The 17579-nt window shown below is 76.3% G+C and carries 19 protein-coding genes; 9 read left to right on the top strand and 10 right to left on the bottom strand.

The window, feature by feature from the left end; translation table 11 throughout:
* Window positions 1-147 precede the first annotated feature (147 nt).
* A complete protein-coding gene (locus ACI8AC_RS05775) occupies window positions 148-987 on the bottom strand; it encodes an alpha/beta fold hydrolase (RefSeq protein WP_456896067.1) in 840 nt (279 codons plus the stop codon).
* Window positions 988-1043: 56 nt separating this feature from the next.
* On the opposite strand from ACI8AC_RS05775, the gene ACI8AC_RS05780 reads away from it, so the two are divergent.
* From ACI8AC_RS05780 to ACI8AC_RS05790, 3 genes are all read left to right on the top strand, one after another.
* Window positions 1044-1595, top strand: coding sequence for a TetR/AcrR family transcriptional regulator (locus ACI8AC_RS05780; RefSeq protein ID WP_456896069.1), 552 nt, complete (start codon window positions 1044-1046; stop codon window positions 1593-1595).
* 85 nt (window positions 1596-1680) lie between these two features.
* A complete protein-coding gene (locus ACI8AC_RS05785; RefSeq protein ID WP_456896070.1) occupies window positions 1681-2205 on the top strand; it encodes an NADPH-dependent FMN reductase in 525 nt (174 codons plus the stop codon).
* Between the two features lie 45 nt (window positions 2206-2250).
* Window positions 2251-2730 carry a DnaJ family domain-containing protein gene (locus ACI8AC_RS05790; protein WP_456896072.1) on the top strand — a complete coding sequence of 160 codons (480 nt, stop codon included), beginning with the start codon at window positions 2251-2253 and terminating at the stop codon, window positions 2728-2730.
* Between the two features lie 4 nt (window positions 2731-2734).
* On the opposite strand, the gene ACI8AC_RS05795 is transcribed toward ACI8AC_RS05790, so the two are convergent.
* Together ACI8AC_RS05795 and ACI8AC_RS05800 are read right to left on the bottom strand one after the other, a co-directional pair.
* Complete coding sequence (locus ACI8AC_RS05795) at window positions 2735-3100, bottom strand: nuclear transport factor 2 family protein (protein ID WP_456896074.1); 366 nt, start codon at window positions 3098-3100, stop codon at window positions 2735-2737.
* 48 nt (window positions 3101-3148) lie between these two features.
* Entirely contained in the window at window positions 3149-3535 is a 387-nt protein-coding gene (locus ACI8AC_RS05800; RefSeq protein WP_456896076.1) for a hypothetical protein, read from the bottom strand.
* Window positions 3536-3621: 86 nt separating this feature from the next.
* Between ACI8AC_RS05800 and ACI8AC_RS05805 the strand changes: the two genes are divergently transcribed.
* Together ACI8AC_RS05805 and ACI8AC_RS05810 are read left to right on the top strand one after the other, a co-directional pair.
* Complete coding sequence (locus tag ACI8AC_RS05805) at window positions 3622-4398, top strand: helix-turn-helix domain-containing protein (RefSeq protein WP_456896078.1); 777 nt, start codon at window positions 3622-3624, stop codon at window positions 4396-4398.
* Between the two features lie 133 nt (window positions 4399-4531).
* Window positions 4532-6088 carry a methyl-accepting chemotaxis protein gene (locus ACI8AC_RS05810; protein WP_456896080.1) on the top strand — a complete coding sequence of 519 codons (1557 nt, stop codon included), beginning with the start codon at window positions 4532-4534 and terminating at the stop codon, window positions 6086-6088.
* Window positions 6089-6150: 62 nt separating this feature from the next.
* Here ACI8AC_RS05810 and ACI8AC_RS05815 read toward each other — a convergent pair whose 3' ends face one another.
* A complete protein-coding gene (locus tag ACI8AC_RS05815; RefSeq protein ID WP_456896082.1) occupies window positions 6151-6657 on the bottom strand; it encodes a hypothetical protein in 507 nt (168 codons plus the stop codon).
* Between the two features lie 265 nt (window positions 6658-6922).
* On the opposite strand from ACI8AC_RS05815, the gene ACI8AC_RS05820 reads away from it, so the two are divergent.
* Together ACI8AC_RS05820 and ACI8AC_RS05825 are read left to right on the top strand one after the other, a co-directional pair.
* Window positions 6923-7099, top strand: a complete 177-nt coding sequence (locus tag ACI8AC_RS05820; RefSeq protein ID WP_456896084.1) for a hypothetical protein — start codon at window positions 6923-6925, stop codon at window positions 7097-7099.
* A gap of 91 nt (window positions 7100-7190) precedes the next feature.
* Complete coding sequence (locus ACI8AC_RS05825) at window positions 7191-7352, top strand: hypothetical protein (RefSeq protein WP_456896085.1); 162 nt, start codon at window positions 7191-7193, stop codon at window positions 7350-7352.
* Between the two features lie 84 nt (window positions 7353-7436).
* On the opposite strand, the gene ACI8AC_RS05830 is transcribed toward ACI8AC_RS05825, so the two are convergent.
* Together ACI8AC_RS05830 and ACI8AC_RS05835 are read right to left on the bottom strand one after the other, a co-directional pair.
* Window positions 7437-9326, bottom strand: coding sequence for a hydantoinase B/oxoprolinase family protein (locus ACI8AC_RS05830; protein WP_456896087.1), 1890 nt, complete (start codon window positions 9324-9326; stop codon window positions 7437-7439).
* Window positions 9323-11431 (bottom strand): hydantoinase/oxoprolinase family protein, encoded by a 2109-nt coding sequence (locus ACI8AC_RS05835; RefSeq protein WP_456896089.1) that lies wholly within the window; start codon window positions 11429-11431, stop codon window positions 9323-9325. The genes ACI8AC_RS05830 and ACI8AC_RS05835 overlap by 4 nt, the downstream gene beginning before the upstream one ends.
* 121 nt (window positions 11432-11552) lie before the next feature.
* Here ACI8AC_RS05835 and ACI8AC_RS05840 point away from each other — a divergent pair, with 121 nt between their 5' ends.
* Entirely contained in the window at window positions 11553-12875 is a 1323-nt protein-coding gene (locus ACI8AC_RS05840; RefSeq protein ID WP_456896091.1) for an alpha-amylase family glycosyl hydrolase, read from the top strand.
* 57 nt (window positions 12876-12932) lie between these two features.
* Here ACI8AC_RS05840 and ACI8AC_RS05845 read toward each other — a convergent pair whose 3' ends face one another.
* Genes ACI8AC_RS05845 through ACI8AC_RS05860 form a run of 4 tightly spaced genes read right to left on the bottom strand, consistent with a single transcriptional unit; the run spans window position 12933 to window position 15588 of the window.
* A complete protein-coding gene (locus ACI8AC_RS05845) occupies window positions 12933-13493 on the bottom strand; it encodes a DUF421 domain-containing protein (RefSeq protein ID WP_456896093.1) in 561 nt (186 codons plus the stop codon).
* Between the two features lie 59 nt (window positions 13494-13552).
* Window positions 13553-14656, bottom strand: a complete 1104-nt coding sequence (locus tag ACI8AC_RS05850) for a DNA glycosylase AlkZ-like family protein (protein WP_456896095.1) — start codon at window positions 14654-14656, stop codon at window positions 13553-13555.
* Window positions 14657-14688: 32 nt separating this feature from the next.
* Window positions 14689-15132: a DUF1707 SHOCT-like domain-containing protein gene (locus ACI8AC_RS05855; RefSeq protein ID WP_456896097.1), complete on the bottom strand. Its 444-nt coding sequence runs from the start codon at window positions 15130-15132 to the stop codon at window positions 14689-14691.
* Window positions 15133-15165: 33 nt separating this feature from the next.
* Complete coding sequence (locus ACI8AC_RS05860) at window positions 15166-15588, bottom strand: MarR family winged helix-turn-helix transcriptional regulator (protein ID WP_456896099.1); 423 nt, start codon at window positions 15586-15588, stop codon at window positions 15166-15168.
* A gap of 62 nt (window positions 15589-15650) precedes the next feature.
* Here ACI8AC_RS05860 and ACI8AC_RS05865 point away from each other — a divergent pair, with 62 nt between their 5' ends.
* Window positions 15651-17495 carry an ABC transporter ATP-binding protein gene (locus ACI8AC_RS05865; RefSeq protein WP_456896101.1) on the top strand — a complete coding sequence of 615 codons (1845 nt, stop codon included), beginning with the start codon at window positions 15651-15653 and terminating at the stop codon, window positions 17493-17495.
* Window positions 17496-17579 lie beyond the last annotated feature (84 nt).

Here is a 17579-nt window from a genome sequence, read left to right on the forward strand (position 1 = left end):
CCGGGGTCACCCGATCGGGGCGGGTCGCCACGCTCCGCGCCGCCGTCGGAGCCCCGCAGGAGTCCCGCCGCAGGTCAAGGCACGGATCGGCAACGGATCGGGGGCGGCGGCCCGGGCCCCGGTCGGGCGCCGGCACCGGGGCCCACGTCAGGCGGCCGTCGCGGCCAGCACCCCCGTGACGGCGTCGGCCACCGCGTCCGGGCGGTCGACCGGGACGAAGGTCAGGGCGTCGTCCAGCCAGGTCACCGTCGTCCCGAGCAGCCCGGCGAGGCGGACGGCGTCCCGGGGCGGGAAGACGCGGTCCCGGCGCCCCCACACCACCGCCGCCGGCCCGCCCCACGAGCCCAGGGCCCCGGCCGCGGCCAGCAGCGGCTCCGGCCGCACCGTCCGCAGCAGGGCGGTGAGGTCCGCGCGCACCGCGCGGTCGGTGCGGGCCGGGTGCAGCAGGTCGGCGACCAGCGGGCGCCCCAGGCCCCGGCGGCTGAACAGGTTGGACCGGCCCGGGTCGGCGAGCAGGGCCGGGACGGCGAAGGTGCGAACCACGAGCCGGGTCACCCCCGGGACCGCCGCCAGGCGCGGGAGCGGCCGCAGCAGCGGGGGCGGGAAGTGCTCGAAGGCGTCGCAGCCGGCCAGCACCAGGCCCGCGACCCGCTGCGGGGCCGCGGCCACCGCCAGCTGGGCCAGCGCGCCGCCGGTGTCGTTGCCGACCAGCACCGCGGTGTCCGCACCCACCGCGCCCAGGACGTCGAGGACCGCCCCGGCCAGGTCGGGCGGGGTCAGCCGGCTCCGGTCGGGGACCGCCCGGCGGTGCGCCCCCAGCGGCAGGTCGGGCAGCAGCACGCGCGCGTGCGGGGCCAGCCGCTCGGCCACGCCGTCCCACAGCCGGCCGTCGACGAGCGCGCCGTGCACGGCCAGCACGGTCGGCCCCGTCCCCGCCGCCCGCACCGGGACCGGCCCCACCCGCGTCGGCACCTCGGACCGTTCCATCGTCCCCTCCTCCTCTGTAGCAGTTGCTACAACACCGCTAATGTAGCGTCCGCTACATGAGCGGGGCAACGGGTGGCGGGCAGCGCGCGGTCTTCCTGGAGGGCGCGGTGCGCCACGTGCTGCAGCACGGGGTGGCCACCCTGTCGCTGCGGCCGCTGGCCCGGGCGCTCGGGACCAGCGACCGGATGCTGCTCTACTACTTCGGGACCCGCGAGCAGCTGCTCGTCGCCGTCCTCGACGTGGTGGGGGAGCAGCTCCGGTCGGGGCTGGCCGCGCGCCTGCCGGAGCGGCCGGTGCCGCCGGCGGCGCTCGTGGCCGACGCCGACCGGGTCCTGCGCGACCCGGCGGCCGAGGCGCACCTGCGGCTCTACCTCGAGGTGAGCGGGCTGGCCGCCCGGGGGCAGGAGCCGTTCGCGGCGGTGGCGGCCGCGGTGGCCGGCGCCTGGCGGTCGTGGCTGGCCGAGCGGGTCGACGTCCCCGCGGGGGAGCGGGAGGCCGCCGCGGCCGGGGTCCTCGCCGTGCTCGACGGGCTCCTGCTGCTGCGCTCGCTGGGGGCACCGGAGGCGGCCGCGCAGGCGGCCGGCTGGCTGACCGATCGGCTCGGCTGACGGGTGCGGGGTGCGCCACACCCGGAAGCGGCCGACGCGGACCCCGGTTGGCTCCTCCCGAGAACGTCCCCCGGAAGGAGCGCCCGTGCCCTCGTCCACGCGTCCGGTCCTGCAGGTCGTCGCCGCCAGCACCCGCCCCGGCCGCCACGGCCCCGCCGTGGCGCGCTGGCTCGCCCGGGCGGCCGGGGCGCACGGCGGCTTCGACGTCGAGCTCGTCGACCTCGCCGAGGTCGGGTTGCCGCTCTTCGACGAGCCGCACCACCCGCGGCTGGGCCGCTACGAGCACCAGCACACCCGCGACTGGAGCGCCACGGTGTCCCGCGCCGACGCGTTCGCGTTCGTGACCCCCGAGTACAACCACTCCTTCCCGGGCGCCCTGAAGAACGCGCTGGACCACCTCTCCGCCGAGTGGGCCGACAAGGCCGCCGGCCTGGTGACCTACGGCGGTGTCCCGGCCGGGCTGCGCGCGGCCGCGGCGCTCAAGCCGGTGCTCGGCGCGCTGCGGATGACGCCGGTCGTCGAGGCGGTGTCCATCCCCTTCTTCGCCCAGTTCCTCGACGAGCTGGCCCGGGTCACCGGGGCGCTGCGGACCCTCCGCCGGGCCGCCTGAGGCCACCCCGGTGCACGGCGGGGCCGGCGGGGTAGCGGGGACGGCGTGACCGAGCGCAAGCCGCCCGGGGTGTCCTTCGAGACCTGGGTCGACAGCCAGATCCGCCGCGGCCTGGAGCGCGGCGACTTCGACGGGCTGGAGGGCGCGGGCCGCCCGCTGCCCCGGCGCGGGCGCGAGCAGACCAGCTACGACTGGGCGCTGGACTGGGCGCGGCGGCAGCAGGCCGACCCCCGCGACCTGCTGCCGCCGGGGATGGCCCTGCGCCGGGAGCGGGACGACCTGCCCGGGCGGGTCGCCGGCCTGCCGTCGGAGGCGGCCGTGCGCGCGCTCGTGGCCTCCTTCAACGCCCGGGTCGAGCAGCAGTGGCGGCGTCCCCAGGAGGGGCCGGACGTCGTCCCCGGGCTCGCCGACGCCGAGGCGCTCGTCGCGCACTGGCGGGCCACCCGCCCGCCGCCGGCGCCCGCGCCGCCACCGGAGCCGCCCGCCCCCCCGCGGCGGCCCCGGTGGCGCCGCCGCCGCGGGTGAGGGGTCAGGCCGGCACCCGGTCGAGGAACCCGAGCACGGTGCGGATCCGCCCGTCGCCGTCGGTCACCGCGACGTCGGAGCCGGTGACGGGCGCCGCGCCGTCCCCGTCGGGGCCGAGGTGCCACGTGAAACGGAGCTGGTCGTGGTGGGCGTCGGCCGGCCCGGCGAGCCGGAACGCGAAGCCGGGGAAGCGGTCCTGGACCGCGGCGATGGTCGCCTCCAGGTCCGCTCGGCCGCGGACGTCGACCAGCGGGTCGGTGTAGCGGACGTCCTCGGTGAACAGCTCGGCGACGAGGGTGCGGCGGGTGGCGGGGTCGGTGGCGTTCCAGGCGGCCAGGTAGCGCTCGGCCAGGTCCGGGGTGGCGGTCACGGGGTCCTCCTCAGTGGTGGGTAGCGGTGCGGTGCGGTGCGGGTGCGGTCAGCGGCGGCGCAGGCCGGCGGCCTGCGCGGCGGCGAAGGCGGCGACGACGGCGGCCTGCAGGACGATCCAGGCGGTACCGGCGGTGGTGGGCGAGCCGGCGCCGGTCAGGGCGACCGCGAGGCCGGCCGCCGCCCACAGGGCGTTGGCCGCGATCACGGTGCGGACCGCCGGCGCGGCCGGGCGGTCGGCGACCAGCCAGACGGCGACGGCGTAGGCCAGCAGGAAGGCGCCGGCGCCGCGCAGCCACCCGGCGGGCAGGCCGAGCAGGTCGCCGACCGGGCCGGCGGCCAGGAGGTAGCCGGCGCCGTTGAGGCCGGTGACGACGGCGTCGAGCCGCAGCGCCGGGCGCAGCAGCGGGACGGGGGCGGTGGTGGTCGTGGTCATGGGAGGACCGTGGCCCCGCCGCGGGGGCGGGTCGATTACCTCCGGGGTAGGCGACGCCGGCGCCGTCCGCCGCTAGCGTCCCCGCCGTGACCGCCGTCGAGACGCGACCGCCGGTGGGGGAGCTGCTCCGGGACTGGCGGCAGCGCCGACGGCTCTCCCAGCTGGGGCTGGCCAGCGAGGCCGGGGTGTCCGCGCGGCACCTGAGCTTCGTCGAGACGGGCCGGTCCCGGCCGAGCCGGGAGATGGTGCTGCACCTGGCCGAGCAGCTCGAGGTCCCGCTGCGGGCGCGCAACGAGCTGCTGCTGGCGGCCGGCTTCGCCCCCGTCTACGCCCGGCGCCGCCTGGACGACCCGGGCATGGCCGCCGTCCGGGCGGCGGTGGACCTCGTGCTCGCCGCCCACGAGCCCTTCCCCGCGCTGGCCGTCGACCGGGGCTGGCACCTGGTCGCCGCCAACGCGAGCGTCGCGCTGCTCACCGACGGCGTCGCGCCGGAGCTGCTCGAGCCGCCGGTGAACGTGCTCCGGCTCGGCCTGCACCCGCGCGGGCTGGCGCCGCGCATCCGCAACCTGCCCCAGTGGCGCACCCACCTGCTCACCCGCCTGGCCCGCGAGGCGCACCTGACCGCCGACCCCGCCCTGGCCGCGCTGCACCGGGAGCTGGCCGCGCTGCCCGGCGGCACCGACCGGCGGCCCCCGGACGGCATCGCCGTCCCCCTGCGGCTCGCGCACGGGGACGACGTCCTGTCCCTCCTCAGCACGGTGACCACCTTCGGCACCGCCGTCGACCTCACCGCCGCCGAGCTGTCGGTCGAGGCCTTCCTGCCCGCGGACCCCCGGACCGCCGAGCTGCTCCGCCGCCGGTGACCGGGGTCCCGCGCGGCCGGGACGTACGATCCTGTTCCGTTCGCGTGGAGGTGCCACGCCCGCCTGCCGATGCCCTGTCACACGGTCGGACGACAGGGGCGGGGACATGCGCGGGTGGTTGCGGAGCGCGGGGGTGGGCACGCGGCTGCTCGCCCTGGTGGTGGCGGCGGTGGTCGGGATGGCCACGGTCGCGGTCATCGGTGCGCTGCAGGTGCGGCAGACCATCGAGCAGGAGCAGCGGCAGACGGCCCAGGCGGCCGTGCAGACCGCGCTCGGCGTGGTGGCGTCCTACGGCGCCCGCGAGCAGGCGGGTGAGCTGACCCGGGCCGCGGCCCAGCAGGCGGCCACGGCGGCCCTGCGGGAGCTGCGGTACTCCGGCGAGGAGTACTTCTGGGTCAACGACATGACCCCGACCATGGTCATGCACCCCATCAAGCCGGAGATGGACGGCACGGACCTCTCCCGGACCGAGGACCCCACCGGGGCCCGGCTGTTCGTCGAGATGGTGGACGTCGTCGAGCGCGAGGGCAGCGGCTTCGTGTCCTACCTGTGGCCCAAGCCGGGTGAGGAGGACCCCCAGCCGAAGGTCTCCTTCGTCGCCGGGTACGAGCCCTGGGGCTGGGTCGTCGGGTCGGGGCTGTACGTGGCCGACCTGGACGGGGCCTTCCGCGCCGAGCTGCTGGACATGGCCCTGTGGGCGCTGCCGGTGGTCCTGGCCATCGTGCTGCTCTCCCTGCTGGTGACCCGGACGATCACCCGCCCGCTGCGGGAGATGACCGACGTCCTGGCGGCCGGGGACCTGCGCCGCCGTCTCCCGGCCCGGGGGACCGGCGACGAGCTGGACGGGTTGGCGACCGCGCTGAACGCCACCCTCTCCGACGTCTCCGACGTGGTGGCCGGCGTCTCGCGGGCCTCGCGGCTGCTCGAGCGGTCCGCGCAGACGGTGTCGGCGACCAGCGAGACCATCGCCGGCACCGCCGAGCGCTCCACCGGTCAGGCGCAGAGCGTCTCGATCGCGGCCGCGGAGGTCAGCGGCGGCATCGAGACCGTGGCGGCCGGTGCCGAGCAGATGGGGACCTCGATCCGGGAGATCAGCCAGAACGCCACCGAGGCCGCACGGGTGGCGGCCCAGGCGGTGACCGAGGCGGAGGCGACCACCTCGACGATCACCCGGCTCGGGGACTCCTCGCGGGAGATCGGGGACGTGGTCAAGGTGATCACGAGCATCGCGGAGCAGACGAACCTGCTGGCGCTCAACGCCACCATCGAGGCGGCGCGGGCGGGGGAGGCCGGCAAGGGCTTCGCGGTGGTGGCCAACGAGGTCAAGGAGCTGGCCCAGGAGACGGCCAAGGCCACCGAGGACATCGCCCGGCGGGTGGAGGCGATCCAGGGCGACACGTCCGGAGCGGTGGCCGCGATCGGGCGGATCAGCGAGGTGATCGGGCGGATCAACGACTTCCAGCTCACCATCGCCTCGGCCGTCGAGGAGCAGACCGCCACCACCGCCGAGATGACCCGGTCCATCAGCGAGGCCGCCGGCAGCGGCCGCTCGATCGCCACGACGGTGGCCGAGGTGGCCCGGGGCGCCCAGGAGACCTCGGCCGGCATCGGGGCCATGCAGGCGGCCGCGGCCGGCCTGGTCCGCACCTCGCAGGAACTGCAGCGCTCGGTGGCGGCCTTCCAGCAGTAGGCGGTGGTGCCCGGGTCCCGCGAGCGGGCTCGTCACCGGCTCGCGGGACCCGGGCGGCCGGGTCACTCCTCGGTGTTGGGCACCGAGCTGTCCACGCTGCTCGCCATGACGTACGGCTCGCCCTCGAAGTCGGCGTAGAGGTCGTCGGTCAGATCGACCCCGAGCTCGTCCTCGACGTCGGTGAGCACGAAGTTCTGCTCGACGGTGCCGGTCACCTGCACGGCCTCGCCGTTCTGGTAGGCCGAGGTGTCGCCGGCGCCCACGACCAGCAGGGGCTCGACCTCGCCGTCGGTGCCGGCGATGGTCATCGCCTGCTGGTCGAGCACCTCGTTGACCTCCGCCGAGACCGTCACCTGCTCGCCGACGTAGCTGTCGATGTCGCCGTAGAAGGCGCTGTCGTAGGCACCCTCGTAGGCGAGGGTGCCGGTGTCCTCCTCCTGGATGTCCTGGACGCTGGCGCCCTGCTCGGCGCCGGTGGTCTCCTCGCCGCAGGCGGCCAGGGTGAACGGGGCGAGGGCCAGCATCCCTGCGGTGGTCATGCCGGCGATCCGCGTGCGGTTGAGTCGCATGTCATCAGTCCTCTCGCGTCGCGGCGGCCGCCGTGCGGCCGGGGGATCTCCCCCCGGGGCGCGCGGGGCCGCCTCGGATGCGTGCACGCAAGGGCTTGCCGGGCTCGGGGGGAGCCATGCGGGGTCGGTGCCTTCGTCACGCGTCTGACACGTGCGGTCGCTCGGCGGAGCGGCGGAGGAACGTCCGGCCGGTGCGTCGCCGGGCCGTGATCGCGGGCGGTGTCGGCTGGGTAGGGGTCCGGCACGCGACGACGAGGAGGCCCCCATGAGCGAGGTACCGGGCACCGACCGCGACAAGGCGAGGGAGGACGTGCTCGCCGAGACCCCCTACCGGCCGGAGGGCGTCGAGGGGGTCGAGGACGACCACCGCGGCGACGAGGGCCGCACGGGCGACGAGGTGAAGCCGGAACCCGGCAGCACCGACCTGGGCACCGACACCTGACGGTGCCCGGCGGCCCGCGAGGGGCTGCAGCGGCGGCCGACCGCGCGCACAGTGGTGGGGCAGGTCACGGGACCGATGACGGGAGGCAGGAATGACCGAGAGCACCGGGCCGGCCGACGAGGTGACCGCCACCCCGAGCGGCAAGGCCGCCGGCGGCGAGGCGGAGGACCTGCACGGCACCGCCCGCGAGGTCGAGGAGCAGAGCCGGGAGGGCAGCCCGGGGGAGCCCGGGCCGACGCCCGGCGGCGGCTGACCCCTCGGACGATCATGGCGCGGTGACCGCCCGGGAGCGCCCGGAGTGGTCACCGCGCCATGATCGCGGGATACGGACTTCTGGTTACAGCAGGTCGAACTCGTTGAAGGCCGCGCCGCCGGAGAGGGTGGCGTAGCCGGGGCCGCGGTCGAAGAACGGCTCGTCCCCGGTGCGGGCGGCCCGCACCGACGCGCGCAGCTCCTCGGTGGCCGCCTCGTCGCACGAGCCGTCGTCCCGCACGACGACGCCGTAGTCCTCCCGGGCGCCGGTGACCGACACCTTGCGCCAGGCGATGTCCCGCAGCACCTCCTCGACCGGCCGGTCGAGGGGGTCGCCCCAGCCGCCGCCGCCCGTCGTCCGGATGCGCACCACCGTCCCGGCCTTCAGCGGCTCGGCGTCGGCGAGCGCGTCGACCTCGTGCTCGTCCGGGCCGCCCGGGTCCACGGTGATCTGGAACGGCCGCCCCGCCTTGCCGCCCTTGACGCCCCAGCAGGCCAGGATCGAGCGGTCGGCGATGGACATGAAGTGCGCGTCGCGCAGCACCCGGATGTGCTTCTCGTACCCGCAGCCGCCGCGGTGCCGCCCCGGGCCGCCGGAGTCGACGGCCAGGCCGAGCCGCTCCACCCGCAGCGGGAAGCGCCCCTCGGTGAACTCGGTGGGCAGGTTCCGCGAGTCGGGGACGACGTGGATGGTGTCCTCGCCGTCGGCGTAGTACCGCCCGCCCGAGCCGCCGCCGAGCACCTCGCGCATGAGGTACGGCTGCCCCTCGGCGTCGGTGCCGTAGACGCCGGTGTAGCGGATCGTCTCCTGGTCGGCCGGCATCCGCCCCCCGGTGGCCTTGGCCAGCACCCCGGCGAGCACGCCGAGCAGCCGCAGGATGACGAACGTCCGGGCGTTGGTCGGCGCCGGGAAGACGGGCGTGAGCAGCGTGCCCTTCTCCGGGAAGCGCATCTCGATCAGCGGGACGACGCCCTCGTTGACGTCGAGCTCGGCCATGCGCTCCGGGGTCTCGGCCAGGTTGCGCAGGATGGGCGCCAGCCACTTCTTGAGGAAGTTGCCGTCGGCGTAGTCCCCGCAGTGGTTGATCGGGCCCTTGGCCTGCGGGCCGGTCCCGGTGAAGTCGATGACCAGCGGCGTCTCCTTCGAGGAGTCCATGGTCAGCGTGATCCGCTGCCGGTGCAGCTGCGGCTCCTCGACGCCGTCGTGCTCGGCGTAGTCCTCCCAGACGTAGGTGCCGTCGGGGATCTGCGAGAGGATCTCCCGCCGGTAGACCTCGGTGGAGCCGGCCAGGATCGCGTCGAAGCACGCCTCGACCGCCGCCACGCCGTACCGGTCGAACAGCTCGCCGAGCCGCCGGGCACCGGCCAGGCACGCCGAGCACTCGGCGTCGAGGTCGGCGGCCAGCGAGTCGGGCATCCGCGAGTTCCGGGTCATGATCTTCAGCGCGCTCTCGTTCGGCACGCCGCGGTCCCACAGCTTGATCGGGGGGACCATCAGGCCCTCCTCGTACACGCTGGTCGCCGCCGAGGGCATCGACCCGGGGACGGCCCCGCCGATGTCGTCGTGGTGGCCGAAGGCCTGGATGAACGCGACGACGCGCTGCTCGCCGTCCACGTGCGCGAACACCGGCACGGTGACGCAGAGGTCGGGCAGGTGCCCGATCCCGCCCTCGGAGAGGTAGACGTCGTTGTGGAAGAAGACGTCCCCGACGTTCATCTGCTCGATCGGGTAGTCCCGCACCACGGGGTGCACGAGCGCCGAGTACGAGCGCCCGGTGAGCTTGCGCAGCTTCCGGTCGTGGATGCCGGCCCGGAAGTCGTGCGCGTCGCGGATCATCGGCGAGCGCGAGGTGCGCCCGATGGAGGTCTCCACCTCCTTCTCGATCGCGGCCAGCGTGCCCGCGACGATCTCCACGAGCACCGGGTCGGCCTGCACCTCGCCGTCGGTGAGGGTGCCGGTGGGGAAGGGGCTCATCGGTCGGTCTCCTTGGTGAGCAGCAGGTTCCCGTAGCCGTCGACTGTGGCGGCGAAGCCGGGGTGCACCGGCACGGTGGAGCCGAACTCCTCGACGATCGCGGGTCCGGTCACCACGTCGCCGGGGGCCAGCCGGGTCCGGTCGTAGGTGGGCGTGTCCACCCAGTCGTCCCCACCGGAGGACGACGACTGCAGAGCCTCGAAGAAGACCCGGCGCGAGCCCGTGACGGCCCGGTCCGTCCCGCCGTCGGCGGGCGGGAGCTCCACGATGTCGGGACGGCGGATCGGGCCGATCCCGCTCACCCGCAGGTTGACCCACTCCACGGCCTGGCGCGGGTCGTCGGCGAAGTCGTAGCCGTAGAGCTGCCGGTGCGCGGCGTGGAAGGCCTGCGCCACCTGCTCGGCGGCCGCGGCGTCCAGCTCCCCGTCGGGGACCGGCACCCGCACCTCGAAGGCCTGGCCGACGTAGCGGAGGTCGGCGGTGCGCTGCACCCGCTGCTGGTCGCGGCCGAAGCCCTCGCCGTCGAGCGCGGCGGCGGCCTGCGCCTCCAGGTCGGCGTACACGGCGCGCACCCGGTCCAGGTCGAGGTCGGTGTGCCGCTGGACCGAGGTCTGCACGTGGTCGTTGCGGACGTCGACGGTGAGCAGTCCGAACGCGCTGACGTTGCCGGGGTTCGGCGGGACCAGCGTCCGCGGCAGGCCGAGGATGTCCATGAGCCGGCAGGCCAGCAGCGACCCGGAGCCGCCGAAGGTGGTCAGCGTGAAGTCGCGGACGTCGAGACCGCGGGCGACGGTGACCTGGCGCAGGGCGTTGGCCTGGTTCCACGCGGAGATCTCGAGGATGCCGGTCGCGGTGCGCTCCAGGGAGAGGTCGAGCTTGCCGCCGAGCTGCTCCAGGCCGGCGCGGGCCGCGTTGACCGACAGCGGGATCTCCCCGCCGAGCAGGTGCGGGGGGATCCGGCCGAGGACGACGTGCGCGTCGGTGACGGTCGGCTGGTCGCCGCCGTCCGGGTAGCACATGGGGCCCGGGTCGGCGCCGGCGGACTTCGGGCCGACCTTGAGCGTGCCCTCCGGGGACAGCCAGGCGATCGAGCCGCCGCCGGCGCCCACGGTCACCACGTCGATCATCGGGATCTTGGACGGGTAGTCGCCGACCGAGCCCTCGGTGGTCAGCGTCGGCTCGCCGTCGACGACCACGGTGACGTCGGTCGAGGTGCCGCCGCCGTCGCAGGTGAGCACCCGGTCGAAGCCCGCCGTCCCGGCGATGAGCGCCGCGCCCAGGGCGCCGGCGGCCGGGCCGGAGAGCATCGTGGTGATCGGCTGGTGCACGACCTCGCCGGCGGAGAGCACCCCGCCGTTGCTCTTCATCACGTAGAACGGCACGCCCGGGGCGATCTCGTCCAGCCGGCGGCGGATGTTGGTGACGTAGGCGCCGACCTTCGGCTTGACCGCCGCGTCGACCAGCGTGGTCACCGAGCGCTCGTACTCGCGGTACTCGCGCAGCACCTCGGAGCTGATGCTCACCACGGCCTCGGGGTGCTCCTCGCGGATCACCTCGAGCACCCGCCGCTCGTGGGCGTCGTTGGCGTAGGCGTGCAGGAAGCAGACGCCGATCGTCGAGATGCCGGCGTCGGCGAAGAAGCGGGCCGCGGCGCGGGCGTCGTCCTCGTCGAGGGGCCGGACCTCCTCGCCGTGCACGTCGAGCCGGCCGCGCACGGTGCGGACCAGGTCGGCGGGGACGATCCGCGGCGGCTTGACCCAGAAGTAGCTGTTGCCGTAGCCGTCGGGCACCGACTGCCGGGCGATCTCCAGCACCGACTCGTAGCCCTCGGTGGTGATGAACCCGATCCGGTCGAGCCTGCCCTCGAGCAGCTGGTTGGTGGCGACCGTCGTCCCGTGGCTGACGGCGGTGACCGCCTCGCCCGGGAGGCCCATGAGGCCGAGGACCTTGCGGACCCCGGCGAGGAACCCCTCGGCCGGGTCGGCGGGGGTGGACGGTGTCTTGGTGGTGGTGGTCTGCCCGGTCTCCTCGTCCACCGCGACGACGTCGGTGAACGTCCCCCCGGTGTCGATGCCGATGCGGACCCGACGGGGCGGCGCACTCATGGCCAGATACCTTAGCGCTGAGACATCCACCGTCGGAAGGCCCGGCCCGGTGCGGCGGTCCCGCCGCGGGGCGCCGGGCTAGGGTCGGCCGGGGACGCGCAGGGCGACCGTGGGGAGGACCGTGCCGGGCTGGGTGCAGGACGCCGTCTGGTGGCATGTCTACCCGCTGGGCTTCCTCGGGGCCGAGCGCGGAGCGACCGGGGGGGCTCCCGCGGAGGTCACCCACCGGCTGCCGCGCCTGGAGCCCTGGCTGGACCACGCCGTCGAGCTCGGTGCCTCCGGGCTGCTGCTGGGGCCGGTGTTCGCCTCCGAGACCCACGGCTACGACACCGTCGACCACTTCCGGGTGGACCCGCGGCTCGGGGACGAGGCCGACCTCGACGCACTCCTCGCCGCCGCGCACGCCCGCGGCCTGCGGGTGCTGCTCGACGGCGTCTTCAACCACGTCGGCCGCGGCCACCCGGCCTTCCGCGCGGTGGTGGAGCAGGGGCCCTCGGCGCCGACCGCGTCGTGGTTCCGGGTGTCCTGGCCGCAGCCGGGCGGCGAACCGCGGGCCGACACCTTCGAGGGGCACCACCGGCTGGTGGCCCTCGACCACGACGAGCCGGCGGTCGCCGACCTCGTCACCGACGTCATGACGCACTGGCTCGCCCGCGGCGCCGACGGCTGGCGCCTGGACGCCGCCTACGCCGTCCCCCCGCGGTTCTGGGCGACCGTGCTGCCGCGCGTGCGCGCCGCCCACCCCGACGCCTACCTCACCGGCGAGGTCATCCACGGCGACTACCCGGCGTTCGTGCGGGAGTCCGGCGTGGACTCGGTGACCCAGTACGAGCTGTGGAAGGCCGTCTGGAGCGCGCTCAACGACGGCAACTTCCACGAGCTGTCCCACGCCCTCGGCCGGCACGACGGCTTCCTCGACACGTTCGTGCCGCTCACCTTCCTCGGCAACCACGACGTCACCCGGATCGCGAGCCGGCTGACCGACGAGCGGCACCTGGCGCACGCCCTCGCCGTGCTCCTGACCGTGGGCGGGACGCCGGTCGTCTACGCCGGTGACGAGCACGCCTTCCGCGGGGTCAAGGAGGACCGGCCCGGCGGGGACGACGCCGTCCGCCCGCCCTTCCCCGCCGGCCCGCGCGAGCTCTCCCCCCTGGGCGCGCCGACCTACCGGCTGCACCAGGAGCTGATCGGGCTGCGCCGCCGGCACCGGTGGCTGCACACGGCCCGCACCGCGCCGCTGCACCTGGCCAACGACGTGCTCGCCTACGAGTCCCGCGGCGACGGCGGCCGGCTCGTCGTCGCGCTCAGCGTCTCCGACACCCCGGCCGAGCTGCCCGCCCCGGGCGCCGGGGCGCCACTGGCCGGGCAGGGCGAGGTCGTGGGCGCCGGGCCGGGGGCACGGGTGCGGCTGCCGGCGCACGGCTGGGCGGTGCTGGCCGGCTGAGCGGCATCCCGGCCGGGCGCCGTGGTGCGGCCGCCACCCGCTCCATCGGCCCGTCCTTCATCGGCCCGTCGCGCGGCCACCCGGCCCGGCCGCCTCGAGAGCCTCCATCCCCGGCACGTCCGAGAACAACCAGGGGTCCAGCGGCTCGCCCCGGCGGACGACGCTCACCGAGCCGTTGCGCTCCAGGACGACGCAGCGGACCTCGGCCGGGTTCCGGACGCCGGCCAGGCGCAGTCGCTGTCGGAGTTCGTCCTCGGCGACGTGGCTGGAGCGCAGGTTCCCGTGCAGCGGCCGGCTGCCCACCATCAGCAGGACCGGCGGCCGGTTGAGCAGCCGGTCCACCCACCGGCTGCGCCGGACCCGGGCGAGGGCGATCTGGGTGGCGAACAGGGTCACCATGGCCACCAGCCCGACCGCCAGCGTGGGGTCCACCAGCAGCGCCGTCCGCCCGACCACGGCACCGAGGGCGATGGCGCAGCCGAGGTCGAAGCTCGACATGGTGGCCAGGCTCCGCTGACCCAGCACCCGGACGCAGAGCACCAACGTCAGGTACATCGCCACGGTCGTCAGCACGACCAGACCTGCCAGCGGCCACCCGATGCCCAGCTGCTCGTCCACCAGCGCCTCCCTCGGTCCCGCGGGGGCAGTACCCGCCCGGTGGCCGGTGCCGCCGCCGGTCAGCCGGTGACCTCGACCCCCGCCAGGGGTACCCCCCGGTGCGCGGCCAGCCGCGCGGCCCCCTCCTCCACGCCGGCCCGCAGCCGCGCGGTCGGGCGCCGCCAGAGCTCGGCGGTGACGGTCAGCCGCCGTCCGCCCGCCCGGGGGCGCCAGGCCCCGGCCGGCTCGCCGTCGGCCAGCACGGCGCCGGGCCGGCCGAGCACCGGCCACAGCTGCCGTGCCCGCTCGGCGTCGGGCACCAGCAGGTCGCGGTCGCGGGCCTGCAGGAACGGGTCGAACGGCCCGAGCAGCAGCACCCCCTCGGCGGCGGGGACGTCGGCTGCCCGCTCGGCGTCGGCCGCGAGCAGCCACCGCCGCGCCCCGTCGGCGGCCACCTCGACGGCGTCCTCCGGCCAGCGGGCCCGGACGTCGGCGACCGGGGCCTCGAGGTAGGCGGCGACGAGGGCCGGGGTGGTGGGCCCGAGCAGCCGCAGGCAGCCGCGCACCACGTCGAGGGCGGCCGGGGGCCCCGCCGCCGGTCGCAGGCCCGGCACCGGGCGGAGCACCGGCGGGGAGGTGCCCGGTTCCAGCTCCAGCCCGGCGCGCAGGGCGGCGAGCCGGAAGGGCTGCTCGAACGGGTGGGTGGCCCTGCACGGCCGGCAGTACCGCAGGTACGGCTCGGGCAGCTCCCGGGTCAGCCGGGCCGAGAGCTCCCCCTTGGCGGTCGGTTCCCGGACGGCCGCGCGCATCGCCGCGGCGACGGTGTCCAGGGCGGTGAGCACCGGGATCCCCGCCGCCCGCAGCGGCCGGGCCGCGTCGTGGATGCGCTTGGCCGCGTCGGCCTCGGAGAACGGGGCGGTGGCCGCGACGACCCCGGCGAGGTCGGCCCGCCGGTACAGGTGCGGGGCCCCGCGGAGGGTCCAGGCGGTGACCAGCTCCCCGGGCGCGAGGGCGGCGACGTCGACGCCGCGCAGCGCCAGCGCCCACCGCCCGCCGTCCGGGCCGGTGTCCTGCACGCCGAGGTCGAGCACCGCCGTCCCGGCCACCGACCCCGCGGGCCGGCCGAGCTGCTGGGCGTGCACGCGCAGGTCCAGCACCCGGCGGCGGGGGAGGTTCTCGGGCACGGCCGCACGCTAGCGCCGGGGTGCAACCGGCGTCAGCGGCGCGGCCGGCCGATGCCGACCAGGTAGAGCACGGCGAGCGCGGCGGCGGGCGGGCCGGCCGTCCACACCCACCACGCGTGCACCGAGGCGTCGGTGGTCCCCGCGACCAGGCCCCACACCACGAGGTTCACCGCCGCGATGCTCGCGAACACGATCGTGAGCACCCGCATGGCCGTGCCGGCCGCGTCGTGGGAGAACGCCCGGCCGAGCGGCGGGGGCGGCTTCGGGGCCGGCGGCGGGGGAGGCGGCTCGGGCAGGTCGCGGGTCACCCGGGCCAGCTCGCCGCGGGTCCGCGCCGCCCACACCGACTGCACCCGGGTGTCGAACTCGTGCAGGTCCAGCTGCCCGGCCGCCACCGCCCGGCGCAGCCGCTCCTGCACGACCGCCCGCTCGGGGTCGGACACCCGCAGGTCCTCGGGCCGCACCGGCTCGCTCACGGTGTCGATGGTGGCACTCCGCCGGGCGTGCGGTCAGTCCTCGGCGAGCCGGCGCAGCGCGCGGGCCAGCGCCGCCCGGTCGGCCGGGTCCAGGCGCCCGAACAGGGCCCGGCTGTCGGCGGCCCGCGCGGCGTCCACCTCGGCCTGCACCCGCCGCCCCGCCGGGGTCGGCCGCAGGACGACGGCCCGCCGGTCGGTGGGGTCGGGCAGCCGCTCGACCAGCCCGCGGGCCTGCAGTGCGTCGGCGACCTCCGTGGCCGATCGGGGCGCGATCCGCAGCGCCTCGGCGAGGTCGGAGGGGCGGGTGCCGCCGGAGCCGCACACGACGCGCAGCGCGCGGGCCTGGTGGGGGGAGAGGTCCCAGGGCGCCAGGGCGTCCCGCCAGCGGCGGCGCTGGGCCCGCGCGGCCCGCATGAGCAGGTCGCCGAGCGCGGCGGTGTCCTCGTCCTCGCGCACGGGGGAATGCTAGCGAGAGAATCGAGGTTGCCTCACCGTGAGGTAGCCTCACCATCTCGGAGGTGGTCGTCATCGAGAGCACGGACCGGCCCGGGGGCCGGGGGCGGTCGGGGCGCACCGTCGACCCCGCGGACCGCGCCCAGCTCGAGCGCTCCCCGGTGCCGCTGCGCCGGGTGACCGCGCTCTTCCACCCCTACCGCCGGCAGGTCGCGGTCGTGGTGGCCCTCATCGTCGCCTCCTCCGCCGTCGCGCTGGCGACGCCGTTCCTCGTCCGGCTGGTCATCGACGAGGCCATCCCCCGGCAGGACGTCGGGCTGCTGGTCCTCGTGGTGGCGGGGATGCTCGGCGTCGCGGCGAGCACCGCCGTGCTCGGGGTGGTGCAGACCTGGCTGTCGACCACCGTCGGCCAGCGGGTCATGCACGGGCTGCGGACGGCGGTCTTCGAGCACCTGCAGCGCCAGTCGCTGGGCTTCTTCACCCGGACCCGCGGCGGCGAGGTGCAGTCCCGGCTGACCGACGACATCGGCGGGATGCAGTCGGTGGTGACCTCCACCGCGACGTCCCTGGCCGCCAACGCGACCACGGTGGTCGGCACGGTGGTCGCGATGGTGGCCCTGTCGTGGCGGCTGTCGCTGCTGTCCCTCGTCGTCCTCCCGCCCGCTGTGCTGCTCACCCGCAAGGTGGCGCGGATGCGGCGCGCGGTGACCGCCCAGCGGCAGCGGCACCTCGCCGACCTGCACGCCCAGGTGGAGGAGGGGCTGAGCGTCAGCGGCGTGCTGCTCGGCAAGACGCTGGGTGCCGGGCCGGCCCAGTCCCGGCGGTTCGCGGCGACGTCGGCCGACCTCGTGGGCCTGGAGGTGCGCTCCCAGCTGGCCGGCCGCTGGCGGATGGCCACCATGAGCATCGTCTTCGCCGGCATCCCGGCGCTGATCTACCTGGTCGCGGGCCTGCCCGCGACCTCCGGTGGCATGACCATCGGCACGCTGGTCGCCTTCACCACCCTCCAGGGCGCGCTGTTCCGCCCGCTCATGGGGCTGCTCGACGTCGGCGTCTCGGTGACCAGCTCGATGGCGCTGTTCAGCCGGGTGTTCGAGTACCTGGACCTGCCGGTGGACGTCGACGACCCGGTCTCCCCGGTCCCCTTCGACCCGGCGCGGGCGCGTGGCGAGGTCGCCTTCGAGGGCGTGTCGTTCACCTACCCCGACGGGCACCGGCCCGCCGTGGACGGCGTCGACCTGACCGTGCCCGCCGGCCGGTCGCTCGCGCTGGTCGGGGCGACCGGGTCGGGCAAGAGCACGCTGGCCTCGCTCGTGGCCCGGCTCGCCGACCCGACCGCCGGGCGGGTGCGCATCGACGGTGTCGACCTGCGCGACCTCCCGCTGGCCACCGTCGCCCGGCTCGTCGGCGTCGTCGCCCAGGAGACCTACCTGCTGCACACCACCGTGCGGGAGAACCTCCGGCACGCCCGGCCCGGCGCCACGGACGACGAGATCGAGGCCGCCGCCCGCCTGGCCCGGGTGCACGAGGTGGTGGCGGCGCTGCCCGACGGCTACGACACCGTCGTCGGCGCCCGCGGGCACCGGTTCTCCGGCGGGGAGAAGCAGCGGCTGGCCATCGCGCGCACGCTGCTGCGCGACCCGCGGGTGCTGGTGCTCGACGAGGCGACGAGCGCGCTCGACACCACGACCGAGCGCGCGGTCCAGGAGGCCCTGGACGAGGCCGGCCGGGGGCGGACGACGATCACCATCGCGCACCGGCTCTCCACGGTCCGCGGCGCCGACCGCATCGCCGTCCTGGACGCCGGCCGGGTGGTCGAGACCGGCACCCACGAGGAGCTGCTCGCCGCGGGCGGCCGCTACGCGGCCCTGGTCTCGGCCGCCGACCGGCAGGTGGCGCTGGCCGCCTGAGCACGGGCGCCGGGGTGCGGCCGCGCCACTGTGACGAGTCCGCGTCGAAACGGCGCGGCACGTGTCCCGTCCCGAGCCGTGGGT

It is taken from the genome of Geodermatophilus sp. SYSU D00758 (assembly GCF_054049955.1).

What these genes read in the sequence shown, in the direction of transcription:
- ACI8AC_RS05775 (WP_456896067.1), bottom strand. Translation starts at nt 987, where the DNA reads ATGGAACGGTCCGAGGTGCCGACGCGGGTGGGGCCGGTCCCGGTGCGG.
- ACI8AC_RS05780 (WP_456896069.1), top strand. Translation starts at nt 1,044, where the DNA reads ATGAGCGGGGCAACGGGTGGCGGGCAGCGCGCGGTCTTCCTGGAGGGC.
- ACI8AC_RS05800 (WP_456896076.1), bottom strand. Translation starts at nt 3,535, where the DNA reads ATGACCACGACCACCACCGCCCCCGTCCCGCTGCTGCGCCCGGCGCTG.
- ACI8AC_RS05815 (WP_456896082.1), bottom strand. Translation starts at nt 6,657, where the DNA reads ATGCGACTCAACCGCACGCGGATCGCCGGCATGACCACCGCAGGGATG.
- ACI8AC_RS05820 (WP_456896084.1), top strand. Translation starts at nt 6,923, where the DNA reads ATGAGCGAGGTACCGGGCACCGACCGCGACAAGGCGAGGGAGGACGTG.
- ACI8AC_RS05825 (WP_456896085.1), top strand. Translation starts at nt 7,191, where the DNA reads ATGACCGAGAGCACCGGGCCGGCCGACGAGGTGACCGCCACCCCGAGC.
- ACI8AC_RS05830 (WP_456896087.1), bottom strand. Translation starts at nt 9,326, where the DNA reads ATGAGCCCCTTCCCCACCGGCACCCTCACCGACGGCGAGGTGCAGGCC.
- ACI8AC_RS05835 (WP_456896089.1), bottom strand. Translation starts at nt 11,431, where the DNA reads ATGAGTGCGCCGCCCCGTCGGGTCCGCATCGGCATCGACACCGGGGGG.